Raw genomic sequence first — 15,086 nt, 5'->3', positions numbered from 1 at the left:
CAGCAGGCTGAAACTGCGGGGCCCGCAGTGACGGTGCTCACGCGAGAGGAAGGGCAAAGTCGGGCACGAAGATCGTTGATGGCCGCTGTGGCCTGCCGCCGTTGCCGGGCGTGAACTTTTCGCTGATCTGGCGCGAGAGCGGCAAGACGCTTTGCCGCTTCGGGCAGCTGATCCTGGAGCTGCCGGACCTGCCCGGCGTCGAGGCACTGCCGCAGCCGGCTTGAATTCGGAAGCAAATGAAAACGGCGCCACGAAGGCGCCGTTTTCATTTGCGAGGAAGCAGTGAACTCAGAGCGAGCGCTGCTGTTCCTGCGGCTGCTGCTGTTGCTCGAACGGCAGCGCCATCGAACCGAGGTCGCGGCGAGTTTCGACCAGCACCAGCGGACCTTCGTCCAGCACGATCACCGGCGGGCGTTCGCGCGGCACGTGCACCGGCTTCGGCTCGGCGGCGATCGCGGTGCGTGCCTGGGCGATGCGTTCGGCGTCCGAGTTGACCCACTGCAGGCCCGAGCTTTCGGCGATTTGCGCGAGTTCGTTCAGCGGCAGTTCGAAGGCCTGCACCTTGGGCAGTGCGCGGCCGTTGCCGGCGGGCGCTGCTGCTGCGGGCTTGGCTGCGGCTTCGACCACGATGGGCGCTGCGACGGGGGCCGGCGCGGGGGCGGCGGGGCGCTCGAAGCGCGGCTGCTCTTGCACCTGCGGTGCGGGTTCGCGCACTTCGACAGTGGTGGCCACCACCGCCACGGCAGCGGCTTCCGCCACCAGCGGCAGTTGCTGCTGGGGCTGGCGCTCGGCCTGGCCTTCGGCAGCAGCCACGGCGCCTTCGGCGACCGGTGCGGCTTCCGCGCCGTTGGCTTCGCTGCCACCGTTGCCGGCATCGTCACGCGGACCGCGTTCGCGGCGGTCACGGCCGTAACGGTCGCGCGAACGGCCGCGGCGCTCTTCGCCTTCGCGGCGCGGGGCTTGCTGCTCGTTGCCTTCGTTGTTGCCTTGCTCGGCATCGCCGGCGGCAGCCGATTCGGCCACGCGTGCGTCGCCTTCGTTGGCGGCAGGCGCGTCGTTGCGGCGCTCGCGGCGGCCGTCGTTGCGCTCACCGCGCGGGCCGCGCGACTCGTCGCCACGGCCGTTGCGGGGCTGGCGCTCGCCGTCGCCGGCGGTGGCTTCATCGCGCGGCTGTTGCTGCTGCGCGTCGCCGTTGCGCTCACCGCGCTCGTTGCGTTCGCCGCCACGTTCACCACGCTCGCCACGTTCACGGCGCTCGCCGCGAGCGCGCGGTGCGCGTTCGGCTGCGGCATTGCCGTTCTCGTCGCCGCCGGGTGCCGGCTGCTGTTGCTGCGCGTCGAGGTTCAGGTTGCCGTCGAGCAGGGCTTCGGCCGGCGCGTTGCGGCCTTCGCCACCTTCGCGGCGCTCGCCGCGACCGCCACGGCGTTGTTCGCCATCGCGCGGTGCGCGTGCTTCGCGGGGCTCACGTTGCTCGCGTGCCGGGTTGGTGCTGTCGTTGCGCTGCTCGTTGTTGCGAGCCTCGCCGCGGCGTTCGCCACCGCCGCCTTCACGGCGCTCGCCGCCGCGTCCGCCACGGCGGTCGCCGTCGCGTCCACCCGAACGGCCGCCGCCTTCGCCGCCGCGTCCGCCGCGGCGCTGTTCGCCGTCGGCGCCGCGCGCACCGCGCGCTTCGCCGTCACGGCCCGGGCGACCGCCTTCGCGGCGGGGCTTCGGTGCTTCGACCGGAATGGCGCTGGGGGCCGGTGCCGGTGCGGGCGCCGGCGAGGCGCCGCCGAAGAAGCTCTTGATCCAGGCCATGAAGCCGGTCTGTGCCGGGGCCGGAGCGACCACCGCGGGCGGGGCCACCGGTGCGGGAGCGGGCGCAGCGCGCACCGCTTCGGGCTTGGGCGGCACCACGGGCGCGGGTGCGTCGGGCAGCACGCCCTTGATGACCGGCGTCTGCTTGTTGGTGGGTTCTTGCGAACGGCGCGTGACCGAGGTCGGGTCCTCGATCTCGTCGGCCATCTTGTAGCTGGCTTCGATGTGATCGAGGCGCGGGTCGTCGTGCTTGAGGCGCTCGAGCTTGTAGTTCGGCGTTTCGAGCGTCTTGTTGGGCACCATCAGCACGGTGACGCGCTGCTTGAGCTCGATCTTGGCGATTTCGGGGCGCTTCTCGTTCAGCAGGAACGAGGCGACTTCCACGGGCACCTGCACATGCACGGCGGCCGTGTTGTCCTTCATGGACTCTTCCTGAATGATGCGCAGGATCTGCAGCGCGCTCGATTCGGTGTCGCGGATGTGGCCCGAGCCGCCGCAGCGGGGGCAGGGGATCGACGAGCCTTCGGACAGGGCCGGCTTCAGGCGCTGGCGGCTCATTTCCATCAGGCCGAACTTGCTGATCGAGCCGAACTGCACGCGGGCGCGGTCCTGGCGCAGCGCGTCGCGCAGGCGGCTTTCGACTTCGCGGCGGTTCTTCGACTCGTCCATGTCGATGAAGTCGATGACGATCAGGCCGCCCAGGTCGCGCAGGCGCATCTGGCGGGCCACTTCATCGGCAGCTTCGAGGTTGGTGCGGGTGGCGGTCTCTTCGATGTCGCCGCCCTTGATGGCGCGGGCCGAGTTCACGTCGACCGAGACCAGCGCTTCGGTGTGGTCGATCACGATGGCGCCACCCGAGGGCAGCTGCACGGTGCGGGCGTAGGCCGACTCGATCTGGTGCTCGATCTGGAAGCGGCTGAACAGCGCCGCGTCGTCGCGGTAGCGCTTCACGCGGGCGGCATGCTCGGGCATGACGTGCGCCATGAACTGTTGCGCCTGGTCGTAGATGTCGTCGGTGTCGATCAGGATGTCGCCGATGTCGTGATTGAAGTAATCACGGATGGCGCGGATGACCAGCGACGATTCCTGGTAGATCAGGAAGGCGCCCTTGCCGCCCTTGGCCGCCCCGTCGATGGCGGTCCACAGCTTGAGCAGGTAGTTCAGGTCCCACTGGAGTTCGGGCGCCGAGCGGCCGATGCCGGCGGTGCGCGCGATGATGCTCATGCCCTTCGGGTACTCGAGCTGGTCCATCGCCTCCTTGAGCTCGGCGCGGTCGTCACCCTCGATGCGGCGCGACACGCCACCACCCCGGGGGTTGTTGGGCATCAGCACAACGTAGCGGCCGGCCAGCGAGATGAAGGTGGTGAGGGCGGCGCCCTTGTTGCCGCGTTCTTCCTTTTCGACCTGGACGGTGAGTTCCTGGCCTTCACGGATCACGTCCTGGATGCGGGCCTGGCTGGCCGACACGCCTTCGGCGAAGTACTGCTTGGAGATTTCCTTGAACGGCAGGAAGCCGTGGCGGTCTTCGCCGTAGTCGACGAAACAGGCTTCGAGCGACGGCTCGACGCGGGTCACGACCGCCTTGTAGATGTTGCCCTTGCGCTGTTCGCGCCCTTCGATTTCGATTTCGTAGTCGAGCAGTTTCTGCCCGTCGACGATGGCCAGGCGGCGTTCTTCGGCCTGCGTGGCATTGATCAGCATCCGCTTCATGATGCGTTGTCCTTCTATGTATCGTTCTACCGGCTCATGACGAGCCAACGATGCACGGACGACGCCCGCGAAACCAGGGAATTGCCGCTTGGCCCCGGATGCTGTGACTGCCGCGCCAGGCGCGAGCAGGCCTCTCGAGCGCTAGCTCAAGAAGACAGCCGGGGTGGGGGCGCGTGGATGGGCGCGAGCCAGATTCGGTGTTGGGTGGCTGCCTTTTTGACAGCCGGTTGCGCAAGGGTGGCGCGCACTGCGGGCGATTCAATGCCTGAGGCGACTGGTCGAAACCAGGTCGACCAGCGCAGGCATATTTGAATCAGCAGCATCAACACAACAAGGGACTCGCTTCGATCCGCCTGCAGCTTGGAAGCTGCAGGCTGGGTATTCCGTATCGGTGTTTCGTGGGTGTCGGCTTGACTTGGGTGCCTGGCCTGCCACTTTGCGCGATTGCGCGGGGTTTGCGGGCTGGACGCCAAAGCGGCATCGACCTCACAGCATGGTCGTCAGTGCTCTAAACTTCTGTCTAATCAAGCACTTACACGACCGCGCTGGTGAAAAACATTATAGGTGCGAAGAAATACCCCGCGGGGGCTCCAAATCCCGCGGATCGGCCCGCAGAAGTCGACGCCGGCTCGCCGCACGCTGCCATCCACTTCCTGGCCGTCGACGCCGAATCGGCAGGGCAGCGGCTCGACAATTTCCTGTTTCGCCATCTGAAAGGCGTGCCGAAGACGCATGTCTACCGGATCATCCGGTCGGGCGAGGTGCGCATCAACAAGGGCCGCGCCCAGGCCGACACCCGCATCGAAGACGGCGACCTGGTCCGGATTCCGCCCGTGCGGATCTCGCCACGCGCCGAAGAGGGCGCCACGCCGCCCGCGCCGGCGCGCGAGTTTCCGGTGTTGCTCGAAGACGAGGCCGTGCTGGCCATCGACAAGCCGGCCGGTGTCGCGGTGCACGGCGGCAGCGGCGTGAGCTTCGGCGTGATCGAGCAATTGCGCACCGCGCGCCCGGGCGCCAAGTTCCTGGAGCTGGTGCACCGGCTCGACCGAGAAACCTCCGGCATCCTGCTGGTCGCCAAGAAACGCAGCGCGCTGGTGGCATTGCAGGACCAGTTTCGCGAGCGCGAAACCGGCAAGACCTACCTGGCGCTGGTCGAAGGCGACTGGCCCGCCAACAAGAAGGTGCTCGACGCGCCGCTGGCCAAGTACCTGCTGCCCGATGGCTCGGGCGCCGGGGCCGGCGAACGCCGCGTGCGCGTGGTCGCCAAGGACCATCCCGACGCGATGCGCGCCATCACGCTGGTGCGCGTGCTGGCCCGCCTCAGCCTGCCGAGCGACGCCACGCCGCTGTCATTGCTGGCGGTGACCATCAAGACCGGGCGCACCCACCAGATCCGCGTGCATCTGGCCTCGGCCGGGCATCCGATTGCCGGCGACGACAAGTACGGCGAGTCCGACCGTCAGCGCGCGCTTCACAAACTCGGCCTCAAGCGCATGTTCCTGCACGCGTGGCGGCTGCAATTCAACCACCCGGCCAGCGGCGAGCGCATCGCGCTGCAGGCCGGGCTGCCGCCCGAACTGCAGGCGCTGATGTCGCCTGCAGCGCTCGAGGCGATGGCGCAACACCCCACACCCACGGCCCATGACTGATTCTTCCGCCAGCCCTGCACGTTCCCCTCGCTTCGATCTGATCGCCTTCGACTGGGACGGCACGCTCTACGACTCCACCCGCCTGATCGTGCGCTGCATCCAGGCGGCCGTGGTCGATGTCGGCGGCGCCAAGCCCAGCGAGGACGATGCCGCCTGGGTGATTGGCCTGGGCCTGGCTGAGGCGCTCGCGCGCGCGGCGCCCGACGTGCCCAAGGAAAAGTACCCTGAGCTCGGCGCCCGCTACCGCTACCACTTCCTGCAGCACCAGGACGACCTCGTGCTGTTCGACGGCGTGCTGCCGATGCTCGATGCGCTGCGCGCGCGCGGCCACAAGCTGGCCGTGGCCACGGGCAAGTCGCGCCGCGGCCTCAACGAAGCCTTGAAGACGGTGGCGTTGCGCGACCGCTTCGACGCCTCGCGCACCGCCGACGAAACCTTCGGCAAGCCGCATCCGCGCATGCTGCGCGAACTGATGGAAGAGCTCGACGTGCCGGCCGAGCGCACGCTGATGATCGGCGACACCACGCACGACCTGCAGCTCGCGCAGAACGCCGGCTGCGCCAGCGTGGGCGTGGGCTTCGGGGCGCATGCGTCGTCGACCTTCGATGAATTCAAGCCGCTGTACGTGGCGCAGTCGATCGCCGAGCTGCAGGCCTGGCTGCTCGACAACGCCTGAGGACGGCAGCATGAGCAACCAGCGCATTCCGCTGTGCAACGCCTCGGACCTGGTCGAGGGCGGCAACGCCGTGCCTTTCGACGTGGTCCACGGCGGCGAAACCTGCCGCGCCTTCGCGGTGCGCTTCGAGGGCCTGCCGCATGCGTACCTCAACCGCTGCAGCCATGTGGCGATGGAGATGGACTTCCAGCCCGACCGCTTCTTCGACGACAGCGGCCAGTGGCTGCTGTGCGCCACCCACGGCGCCGTCTACAAGCCCGACACCGGTGAGTGCGCGGGCGGGCCCTGCCGCGGCGGGCTCGTGAAGATCGCGCTGAGCGAAGAAGACGGCGTGGTGCACTGGCATACTGACTGGAACCTCCAACCTCTTTCCTTCTGACATGACCGATCCGAACCGCAGGGAACCCCAGGGTTTCGAACCGCTGGAGCCGGCCGTCCCCCTCACGACATCCCAAGACAGCCCCCGCACCATGGCCCAAGACCCCACGCAGCGCCCCGGGTGGGAGCGCGCCACGCTCGAAAAACTCGCGTTCGCCTCCCTGAATGAGCAGAAGGCCACGCGCCGCTGGAAGACCTTCGTGCGCCTGGGCTGGCTGGCTTTCTTCGTGTTCCTGGCCTGGTTCGCGTTCTCGCGCAGCACGCCCAGCACCGCCAAGACCACCGCCCACACGGCCGTCGTCGAGATCAAGGGCGAGATCGCCAACGGCGGCGACGCCAGCGCCGAGTTCGTGATCGCCGCCATGAAGACGGCCTTCGAGGACGAGGGCGCCAAGGGCGTGGTGCTGCTGATCAACTCGCCCGGCGGCAGCCCGGTGCAGGCCGGCATCATCAACGACGAGATCAAGCGCCTGAAGGCCAAGCACAAGAAGCCGGTCTACGCGGTGGTCGAAGAGACCTGCGCCTCGGCGGCGTACTACATCGCCGCCGCCGCCGACAAGATCTTCGTCGACAAGGCCAGCATCGTCGGCAGCATCGGCGTGCTGATGGACGGCTTCGGCTTCACCGGCGTGATGGAAAAGGTCGGCGTCGAGCGCCGCCTGCTGACAGCCGGCGAGAACAAGGGCTTCCTCGATCCGTTCAGCCCGATGAACGACGCGCAGCGCGCGCATGCCCAGTCGATGCTCAACCAGATCCACACGCAGTTCATCAACGTAGTGAAGACCGGCCGCGGCGACCGCCTCAAGCTCGACACCCCGGGGCTGTTCAGCGGCCTCTTCTGGAGCGGCGAGCAGGCCGTCGAGTTCGGCCTGGCCGACCAGCTGGGCAACGTCGACTTCGTGGCACGCGAGGTGATCAAGGCCGAGGAAGTCATCGACTACACGCGCCGCGACAACGTGGCCGAGAAGCTGGCCAAGAAGTTCGGCGCCGCCATGGGCGCGGCCTCGGTGAGCGCGCTGAAGACTTCGCCGGCGCTGCGCTGAGCGCAGCCTTTTTCAGGCGGCGCTGCTGTCGCCGCTGCCGGTGAACCGGGCCGAGGCTGCCAGCGCAGCGGCAAAGGCCACCACCACATAGAGCGCGGCGGTCAGCGAGCTGACCCGCGCCAGCAGGCCGATCACCGCGGGCCCTGCCATGAACCCCAGGTACGCGATGGCCGACACGGCGGCGATGCCGTTGGCAGGCGCCACGCCCGGCACGCGGGCCGAGGCGCCGAACAGGATCGGCACCACGTTCGCAAAACCGACGCCGACGCCTGCAAAGCCGAGCAGTGCGAGCCAGGGTAGGTCGGTCAGCAATACCAGCGTCATCGCCCCCGCCGCAAGGAGGCCGCTGCCGCGCAGCAAGGCCGTGGGTGAGAAGCGGGCGCGCATCGCGTCGCCACCGAAACGCGCAGCCGCCATCGCGGCGGAGAAGCTCGCATAGGCCAGCGCGGCCTGCTGTTGCGGGCTGCCCAGTTCCTGCTGCATGTAGAGCACGCTCCAGTCGTAGATGGCGCCCTCGGCGATCAGCCCCAGCGCGGCCAGCACGCCGAGTACCGCGAGCACGCCGCGCGGGAGGCGAAAGCCGTGGTCTGCCGCGGCCGCGCCGTTGGCGGGGGCAGCCGGTGTGGGCAGCATGCGCGTTGCCGCAATCGCGACCACGCCGATCATCACCACGGCCACCATCCACAGGTGGGTCTGCGGCGCCATGCCGGCGGCGAGTGCCGCGCTGCCGCTCGCGGCGCCGACCATGCCGCCGAGGCTGAACATGCCGTGCATGCCGCTCATCAACGGCTGGCCGCCGCGCAACTCGAGCTGCGCGGCCTCGGTGTTGATCGCCACGTCGAACACGCTGGTGACCAGGCCGAACACTGCGAGCAGGCCCAGCAGCGCGGCATAGCCTGGCATCGCGATCAGGCCGGCGATCAGCAGTGCGTAGATGCAGCCGCACAGCGCGGCCATGCGGCGCGCGCCGTGGCGGCCGATCCAGCGCCCGGCGCTGGTCAGGCCGACCATCGCGCCGGCGCCCGCTGCGAGCATGGCGAGCCCGAGTTGCGCCTCGTCGATGGCGTAGTGCGCCTTGACCGTCGGCACATGCACGCCCCAGGTCGCGAAGATGAACCCCGACGCGAAGAACTGGGCGCGCGACGCCCAGCGCGTGCCAGTGGTGACGCCCGGCCCCACCGTCAGCGCCCGATCGCGAACACGGCGGGCAGGCGTTCGTCGGTGTTGGATTGCGGCTTGGCGGCGCGCCAGGCTTTCACCGTCTCGCTGCGCACCTGTGCGGTCGCCAGCGTCAGGCCGCGCGCGACGGCCAGCCGGGTGTTGTGCTGCAGCGTCTGCACCAGCGCCTGCAGCAGAGCGGCGTTGCGGTACGGCGTCTCGATGAAGAGCTGGGTCTGGCCGGTCTTGAGCGCGAGCGCCTCGAGTTCGCGGATGCTCGCCTGGCGCTCGCCGCCGTCCTGCGGCAGGTAGCCGACGAAGGCGAAGTTCTGCCCATTCAGGCCGCTCGCGGCCAGCGCCAGCAGCAGTGAGACCGGGCCGATAAGCGGCACGACGGTGATGCCCAGGTCGTGTGCGGCGCGGGCCACCGACGAGCCGGGATCAGCCACCGCAGGCATGCCGGCTTCGCTCAGCAGGCCGATGTCGTGGCCTTCGAGCGCGGCGGCCAGCAGCGGGCGGGCGTCGAACTGGCCGGCGTGGTCGCCTTTCTTGTGCACTTCGCGCGGCAGTTCCTGGATGTTCTGCGCCTGCAGCGGTGCGGCCAGCGGGGTGACTGCATCGATGCGCTTCAGGTAGGCGCGGGCCGATTTGGCGTTCTCGCAGATCCAGTGCGTGATGCCGGCGGCCGTCTGCAGCGTGCCCATCGGCAGGGCGTCCTGCAGCGGTGCCTGGAGATCGCAGCCGAAATCGAGCGGCGCGGGGACGAGGTAGAGCTTGCCTGGGGTGGTCACAGCAGGTCGACCCCCGCGGCGCGCAGCATCCGGCAGGTGCGGATCAGGGGCAGGCCGATCAGCGCGGTCGGGTCGTCGCTGTCGATGGCGTCGAGCAGTGCGATGCCGAAACCTTCGCTCTTGGCGCTGCCGGCGCAGTCGTAGGGCTGCTCTGCTAATAGGTAGCGCTCGATGGCGGCGTCGGAAAGGTCGCGGAACACCACGCGCACGGGGGCGATGTCGCGCTGGACGAAGCCCGTCACATGGCAGACGACGGCCACGGCGGTCTGGAAGATCAGCGTCTGGCCACGCATCCGGCGCAATTGGGCGGTCGCCCGTGCGTGGTCCCCGGGCTTGCCGAGCGCTTCGCCCGCCAGGTCGGCGACCTGGTCGGAGCCGATTACCACGGCGTCGGGAAAGCGCGCGGCCACGGCGTTGGCTTTTTCCAGCGCCAGGCGCTCGGCCAGCGCACGGGGCGTTTCGCCTGCGTGCGCGGTCTCGTCGACGTCGGGAGCGTGCACTTCGAAGGGCAGATGGAGGCGGGTGAGCAGTTCGCGGCGGTAGCGCGAGGTCGAGGCGAGGATCACGGTGCGTTGCATGAAGCGATTGTGCGTGAGCGACCGGACTCGACCCGTCCGGTGGGTTGCTCGGCAGGGAAGCCGGCCGGCGCGCTAGACTGGGGCGGATGAAGAGAGAATTTGCCCCCGAAAGGCTCAATGTGCCCGCGTTCACCGCGGCGGCCGCCACCCTGGAAGGCGACGATCCAGTCCCGGGCTTTGCACGCCTCGTCGCCGAACTGGCCACGCCGGCCACCGACGCCGTGGTCCGTTGGGAAGCGACCGGCGAGGAGCGCCCCGGCGCCGACGGCAAGGCGGCGCCCTGGCTGCACCTGAACGTCGAAGCCATCGTGCCGCTCGTGTGCCAGCGCTGCCTGTCGCCGGTCGACACCGAACTGTTCGTGGACCGCTGGTTCCGCTTCGTGGCCGACGAGGCCACTGCCGAGGCGCAAGACGAGGAATCCGACGAAGACCTGCTGGTGATCAGCCGCGATTTCGATCTGCGCGGGCTCATCGAGGACGAATTGCTGATGGAAATCCCCGTCATGCCCGTCCACGACGTGTGTCCGACGCCGGTGCGCCTGTCTTCGAGCGACGACGATTTCCAGGCGGCCGAGGAGGCCAAGCCGAACCCCTTTGCCGTGCTCGGCGCGTTGCGTCCGCGCAAGCCCGAAGAGGGCAAGTAGCCCTTTCTCTTCGGCTGGGCTATAATCATGGGCTTCGCGCGCGCCGCCGTGAGCAGCAATGCATACAAGGCAAAGGCAGAACGTGGCATTCCATGCATGCCGCCGGAGCTTTCGCCTCATTGCCACCGCTTGAGCCCGCATCCAGTCACCCACCTAACCGTCCAGGAGCCATCATGGCCGTCCAGCAAAACAAAAAGTCGCCTTCCAAGCGCGGCATGCATCGTTCACACAACGCTCTGGTTGTTCCCGGCATCGCCGTGGAGCCGACCACTGGCGAAACGCACCTGCGCCATCACATCAGCCCCAACGGTTTCTACCGTGGTCGTCAGGTGCTCAAGAACAAGTCCGAAGCCTGATCTCCAACCCCAAGGCCAAGGCCCGAAGCTACTTTTGCTGTAGCGTCGGGCCTTTGTTTTGATGGCTGCGCCTTTTTCTCCCGAACTCACTGCTGCGCCCGCCGCAATCACGCTCGCCGTGGATTGCATGGGGGGTGACCATGGGCCGCGTGTCACGCTCGCGGCCTGCCGCGCTTTTCTCGAGCGGCACAGCGACGCGTCGTTGCTGCTTGTCGGTGCGCCGGCCGCGCTGGCGGCGTTTGCCAATCATCCGCGCGCGCGCATCGTGCCGGCCAGCGAAGTGGTCGGCATGGACGATCCTATTGAAATCGCCCTGCGCAAGAAGAAGGACTCTTCGATGCGCGTTGCGATCCAGCAGGTCAAGGATGGCACTGCGCAGGGGGCCGTATCTGCCGGCAACACGGGCGCGTTGATGGCAATTGCACGCTATCTGCTCAAAACGCTCGATGGCATCGACCGTCCTGCCATTGCGCCCCAGTTGCCCAATGTGAAAGGTGGGGCGACCACCGTGCTCGATCTCGGTGCGAATGTCGACTGTGATGCGGAAGACCTGCTCCAGTTCGCGGTGCTCGGCTCGGCGCTGGTGTCGGCGCTGACCGGCAATGAATCGCCTTCGGTCGGCCTGCTTAATATTGGTGAAGAAGCCATCAAGGGCAGCGAAACCATCAAAAAGGCGAGTCAACTGCTGCGTACGGCTGCCAACTCCAAGGATCTGAACTTCTACGGCAACGTGGAAGGCAATGACATCTTCAAAGGCACGACCGATATCGTCGTGTGTGACGGATTTGTTGGCAACGTGGCCCTGAAGGCCAGCGAAGGCGTGGCCTCGATGATCGGCGAGTTTATTCGCGTCGAGTTTTCGCGGAACATCTTCACCAAACTGGTTGCAGTTGTTGCCTATCCGGTCCTAAAAGCCTTCAAAGGTCGCCTGGATCACCGCCGCTACAACGGCGCAGCGCTGCTGGGCCTGCGTGGGCTGGTATTCAAGAGCCATGGCTCGGCCGATGAAGTGGCTTTCGGTCATGCGTTGGATCGCGCTTATGATGCCGCTCGCAACAACCTGCTCGATCGCGTGCGGGCCCGCATTGCCCACGCCGCGCCTTTGCTCGCTCGGCAGGAGTCGGCGGTGCCGGCCGACGCGACAGCCCTTCACGCTTGATGACCCCTTTTTCGCGCATCACCGGCACCGGCAGCTACCTGCCCCCGCGCCGCGTCACCAATGACGACCTTGCCAAGGAACTGGCGACACGCGGCATCGAAACCTCCGATCAGTGGATCGTCGAGCGCACCGGCATTCACGCGCGCCACTTTGCGGCGCCCGATGTCAGCAGCAGCGACCTCGGCCTCGAAGCCGCGAAGCATGCGCTGGAAGCCGCCGGCCGCAAGGCCAGCGATGTCGACCTGATCATCGTCGCGACGTCGACGCCCGACATGGTGTTCCCGTCGTCGGCCGCGATCCTCCAGCACAAGCTCGGCATCGCCGGCTGCCCGGCCTTCGACGTCCAGGCGGTCTGCAGCGGTTTCGTCTACGCACTGACGGTGGCCGACGCGATGATCCGTACCGGCACCGCGCGCTGCGCGCTGGTGATCGGCGCCGAAGTGTTCTCCCGCATCCTCGACTTCAACGACCGCACCACCTGTGTGCTGTTCGGTGACGGCGCGGGCGCGGTGGTGCTCGAGGCCTCCGACGAGCCCGGCATCCTGGCCAGCGACCTGCATGCCGACGGCAAGCATGTCGGCATCCTGTGCGTACCCGGCCACGTGTCGGGCGGCAACGTGCTCGGCACGCCGCTGCTGCACATGGACGGCCAGGCCGTCTTCAAGCTGGCGGTTCGCGTGCTCGAAGACGCGGCGCGCGCGACGCTGGCCAAAGCCGGCAAGACCGAGGCCGACATCGACTGGCTGATTCCGCACCAGGCCAACATCCGCATCATGGAAGGCACGGCCAAGAAGCTGAAGCTGCCGCGCGAGAAACTGGTCGTCACGGTCCACGAGCACGGCAACACCTCGGCCGCCTCGATCCCGCTGGCGCTCGACGAAGCCGTGCGCTCGGGCAAGGTGAAGAAGGGCGAGACCCTCATGCTGGAAGGCGTGGGCGGTGGTTTCACCTGGGGCGCGGTGCTATTGAATCTGTAGTGCGTCGCGGCGCTCCGGAGCGGGCGTCGGCGCGGTGACGAAGAAACAACAATGAAATTCTTTGCTTTTGTCTTTCCGGGTCAGGGCTCGCAGGCGGTCGGCATGCTCGACGCCTGGGGCGATCACCCGGCCGTGGCCGAAACCCTGCGCGAAGCCTCCGAAGCGCTGGGCGAAGACATCGGCGCGCTGATCAAGAACGGTCCCAAGGAAGAGCTGGCGCTCACCACGAACACGCAGCCCGTGATGCTGGTGGCTGGCGTGGCTGCCTGGCGTGCCTGGCTGGCTGAAGGCGGCGCCACGCCGTCCGTCGTCGCCGGCCATTCGCTGGGCGAGTATTCGGCGCTGGTGGCCTCGGGCGTGCTGACGCTCGCGCAGGCCGCGCCGCTGGTGCGTTTCCGCGCGCAGGCCATGCAGCAGGCCGTGCCGGTCGGCGTCGGTGCGATGGCGGCGATCCTCGGCATGGTGTCCGACAAGGTGGTCGCCGGCTGCACCGAAGCCACCGCCACGTTCGGCCCCGGCAGCGCCGAAGTGGTCGAGGCCGTGAACTTCAACGATCCGATGCAGACCGTGATCGCCGGCAGCAAGGCCGCGGTGGACAAGGCCTGCGAGCTGCTGAAGGCCAACGGCGCCAAGCGTGCATTGCCGCTGCCGGTGTCGGCGCCGTTCCATTCGAGCCTGATGAAGCCAGCGGCCGAAGCCCTGCGCGAGAAGCTTGCGAGTGTGACGCTGGCTGCGCCGCAGATTCCGGTGCTCAACAACATCGACGTGGCGGTCGAGACCGATGCCGACCGCATCCGCGACGCTCTGGTGCGCCAGGCCGCCGGTCCGGTGCGCTGGGTTGAGAGCGTTCAGGCCTTGAAACTGCGCGGTGCAACCGCCATCATCGAGTGCGGTCCCGGCAAGGTGCTGGCTGGCATGGTGAAGCGCATCGCCCCCGAACTGGAAGCCGCGTCGGTGTACGACCCGGCCACCCTCGCGGACGTCCGACAATCGCTCGCCGGCTGAACGCCGCCAGGTCCCGATACTTTTTCTCTTTTATGAGCACTCCCAAATTCGAAGGCCAGGTGGCCCTGGTCACCGGCGCAACGCGCGGCATCGGCGCTGCCATTGCGCTCGAACTGGCGCAACGCGGCCTCAAGGTTGTGGGCACCGGCACCACCGATGACGGCGCCGCCAAGATCACGCAGGCCCTGAGCGCGTTTGACGGGCGCGGCCGTGCGCTCGACGTGAACGACGGCGCGGCTGTCGAAGCCCTCATCGACGAGATCGTCAAGGCTTACGGCGCGATCCACGTGCTGGTCAACAACGCCGGCATCACGCGCGACACGCTCGCCATGCGCATGAAGGACGACGACTGGGACGCGGTGCTCGACACCAACCTCAAGGCCGTGTTCCGCCTCTCGCGCGCGGTGATCCGCCCGATGATGAAGCAGCGCTACGGCCGCATCATCAGCATCACCAGCGTGGTGGGCGCGTCCGGCAATGCCGGCCAGGCCAACTACGCGGCCGCCAAGGCCGGCGTGTCGGGCATGACCCGTGCATTGGCCCGTGAACTCGGCAGCCGCAACATCACGGTCAACTGCGTCGCGCCGGGCTTCATCGAAACCGACATGACGGCCAGCCTGCCGGAAGCCCAGCAACAGGCGCTGCTTTCGCAGATCCCGCTGGGCCACCTGGGCAAGCCGGCGGACATCGCGCATGCGGTGGCCTACCTCGCATCGCCGCAGGCCTCGTACGTGACGGGGCAGGAACTGCACGTCAACGGCGGCATGCACATGTAGCCGAAAGGCGCAATCTTTTTCCGTACCGGAGCGCGGGGCAAATGCCTCGGGCCGCCCGGCTAAAATCCACCAGTTACCTACAACCCTTAGAGGGAATCAAATGAGCGATATCGAAGCACGTGTCAAGAAAATCATCGCCGAGCAGCTCGGCGTGGAAGAGTCCCAAGTGACGAACGAAAAGGCTTTCGTGGCCGACCTCGGCGCTGACTCGCTCGACACGGTCGAACTCGTGATGGCACTCGAAGACGAGTTCGGCATCGAGATCCCGGACGAAGACGCAGAGAAGATCACGACGGTGCAAAACGCCGTCGACTACGCCACCAAGAATCAAAAGGCCTGATCGGCCAGCTGACACTGCAACGACGGCCGGCGGCTCCTTTTTCAACCGC

At 67.7% G+C, this 15,086-nt stretch carries 15 protein-coding genes; 11 read left to right on the top strand and 4 right to left on the bottom strand.

All coding sequences use genetic code 11. From position 1 onward, the window contains the following. Positions 1-288 precede the first annotated feature (288 nt). Positions 289-3,507, bottom strand: a complete 3,219-nt coding sequence (locus tag ASD34_RS01585; RefSeq protein WP_056572121.1) for an Rne/Rng family ribonuclease — start codon at positions 3,505-3,507, stop codon at positions 289-291. Positions 3,508-4,055: 548 nt separating this feature from the next. Between ASD34_RS01585 and ASD34_RS01580 the strand changes: the two genes are divergently transcribed. From ASD34_RS01580 to ASD34_RS01565, 4 genes are read left to right on the top strand one after another with little or no spacing between them, the layout of a single operon-like run. After that, the gene (locus tag ASD34_RS01580; RefSeq protein ID WP_056572120.1) at positions 4,056-5,156 is read left to right on the top strand and encodes an RluA family pseudouridine synthase; all 1,101 of its coding nucleotides are present in this window, start codon (positions 4,056-4,058) and stop codon (positions 5,154-5,156) included. Then, on the top strand, positions 5,149-5,832 hold the full coding sequence (locus ASD34_RS01575) for an HAD family hydrolase (RefSeq protein ID WP_056572118.1): 684 nt from the start codon (positions 5,149-5,151) through the stop codon (positions 5,830-5,832). Before ASD34_RS01580 ends, ASD34_RS01575 begins: the two co-directional genes overlap by 8 nt. A 10-nt stretch (positions 5,833-5,842) precedes the next feature. Then, a complete protein-coding gene (locus ASD34_RS01570; protein WP_056572116.1) occupies positions 5,843-6,211 on the top strand; it encodes a Rieske (2Fe-2S) protein in 369 nt (122 codons plus the stop codon). A gap of 1 nt (position 6,212) precedes the next feature. After that, positions 6,213-7,253 carry a S49 family peptidase gene (locus ASD34_RS01565; protein WP_056572114.1) on the top strand — a complete coding sequence of 347 codons (1,041 nt, stop codon included), beginning with the start codon at positions 6,213-6,215 and terminating at the stop codon, positions 7,251-7,253. Between the two features lie 12 nt (positions 7,254-7,265). Here the strand turns inward: ASD34_RS01565 and ASD34_RS01560 are convergent, their stop codons facing one another. From ASD34_RS01560 to ASD34_RS01550, 3 genes are read right to left on the bottom strand one after another with little or no spacing between them, the layout of a single operon-like run. Then, positions 7,266-8,432 (bottom strand): MFS transporter, encoded by a 1,167-nt coding sequence (locus ASD34_RS01560; RefSeq protein WP_056572112.1) that lies wholly within the window; start codon positions 8,430-8,432, stop codon positions 7,266-7,268. 2 nt (positions 8,433-8,434) lie between these two features. Continuing rightward, the gene (locus tag ASD34_RS01555) at positions 8,435-9,202 is read right to left on the bottom strand and encodes an SAM-dependent methyltransferase (protein ID WP_056572110.1); all 768 of its coding nucleotides are present in this window, start codon (positions 9,200-9,202) and stop codon (positions 8,435-8,437) included. Next, the gene (locus tag ASD34_RS01550; RefSeq protein WP_056572108.1) at positions 9,199-9,780 is read right to left on the bottom strand and encodes a Maf family protein; all 582 of its coding nucleotides are present in this window, start codon (positions 9,778-9,780) and stop codon (positions 9,199-9,201) included. Before ASD34_RS01550 ends, ASD34_RS01555 begins: the two co-directional genes overlap by 4 nt. A gap of 86 nt (positions 9,781-9,866) precedes the next feature. Here ASD34_RS01550 and ASD34_RS01545 point away from each other — a divergent pair, with 86 nt between their 5' ends. The 7 genes from ASD34_RS01545 (at position 9,867) to acpP (ending at position 15,037) form a co-directional block, all read left to right on the top strand. Next, the gene (locus ASD34_RS01545; protein ID WP_056572106.1) at positions 9,867-10,424 is read left to right on the top strand and encodes a YceD family protein; all 558 of its coding nucleotides are present in this window, start codon (positions 9,867-9,869) and stop codon (positions 10,422-10,424) included. 173 nt (positions 10,425-10,597) lie between these two features. Next, positions 10,598-10,780: a 50S ribosomal protein L32 gene (rpmF, locus tag ASD34_RS01540; protein ID WP_007830466.1), complete on the top strand. Its 183-nt coding sequence runs from the start codon at positions 10,598-10,600 to the stop codon at positions 10,778-10,780. A gap of 61 nt (positions 10,781-10,841) precedes the next feature. Beyond that, positions 10,842-11,939 carry a phosphate acyltransferase PlsX gene (gene plsX, locus ASD34_RS01535; RefSeq protein WP_082548458.1) on the top strand — a complete coding sequence of 366 codons (1,098 nt, stop codon included), beginning with the start codon at positions 10,842-10,844 and terminating at the stop codon, positions 11,937-11,939. Beyond that, positions 11,939-12,916: a beta-ketoacyl-ACP synthase III gene (locus ASD34_RS01530; RefSeq protein WP_056572105.1), complete on the top strand. Its 978-nt coding sequence runs from the start codon at positions 11,939-11,941 to the stop codon at positions 12,914-12,916. The genes plsX and ASD34_RS01530 overlap by 1 nt, the downstream gene beginning before the upstream one ends. 51 nt (positions 12,917-12,967) lie before the next feature. Then, positions 12,968-13,921, top strand: coding sequence for an ACP S-malonyltransferase (gene fabD, locus ASD34_RS01525; protein WP_056572102.1), 954 nt, complete (start codon positions 12,968-12,970; stop codon positions 13,919-13,921). A 32-nt stretch (positions 13,922-13,953) separates the two neighbouring features. Then, positions 13,954-14,697 (top strand): 3-oxoacyl-ACP reductase FabG, encoded by a 744-nt coding sequence (gene fabG, locus ASD34_RS01520; RefSeq protein WP_056572099.1) that lies wholly within the window; start codon positions 13,954-13,956, stop codon positions 14,695-14,697. A gap of 100 nt (positions 14,698-14,797) precedes the next feature. Continuing rightward, positions 14,798-15,037, top strand: coding sequence for an acyl carrier protein (gene acpP, locus ASD34_RS01515; protein ID WP_007830471.1), 240 nt, complete (start codon positions 14,798-14,800; stop codon positions 15,035-15,037). The last annotated feature ends 49 nt before the right edge of the window (positions 15,038-15,086 follow it).

Source organism: Variovorax sp. Root473, from assembly GCF_001426505.1.
Lineage (GTDB): Bacteria > Pseudomonadota > Gammaproteobacteria > Burkholderiales > Burkholderiaceae_C > Variovorax.
The sequence above is the reverse complement of the archived record's forward strand: the minus strand, read 5'-3'. Positions and strand labels throughout refer to the sequence as shown.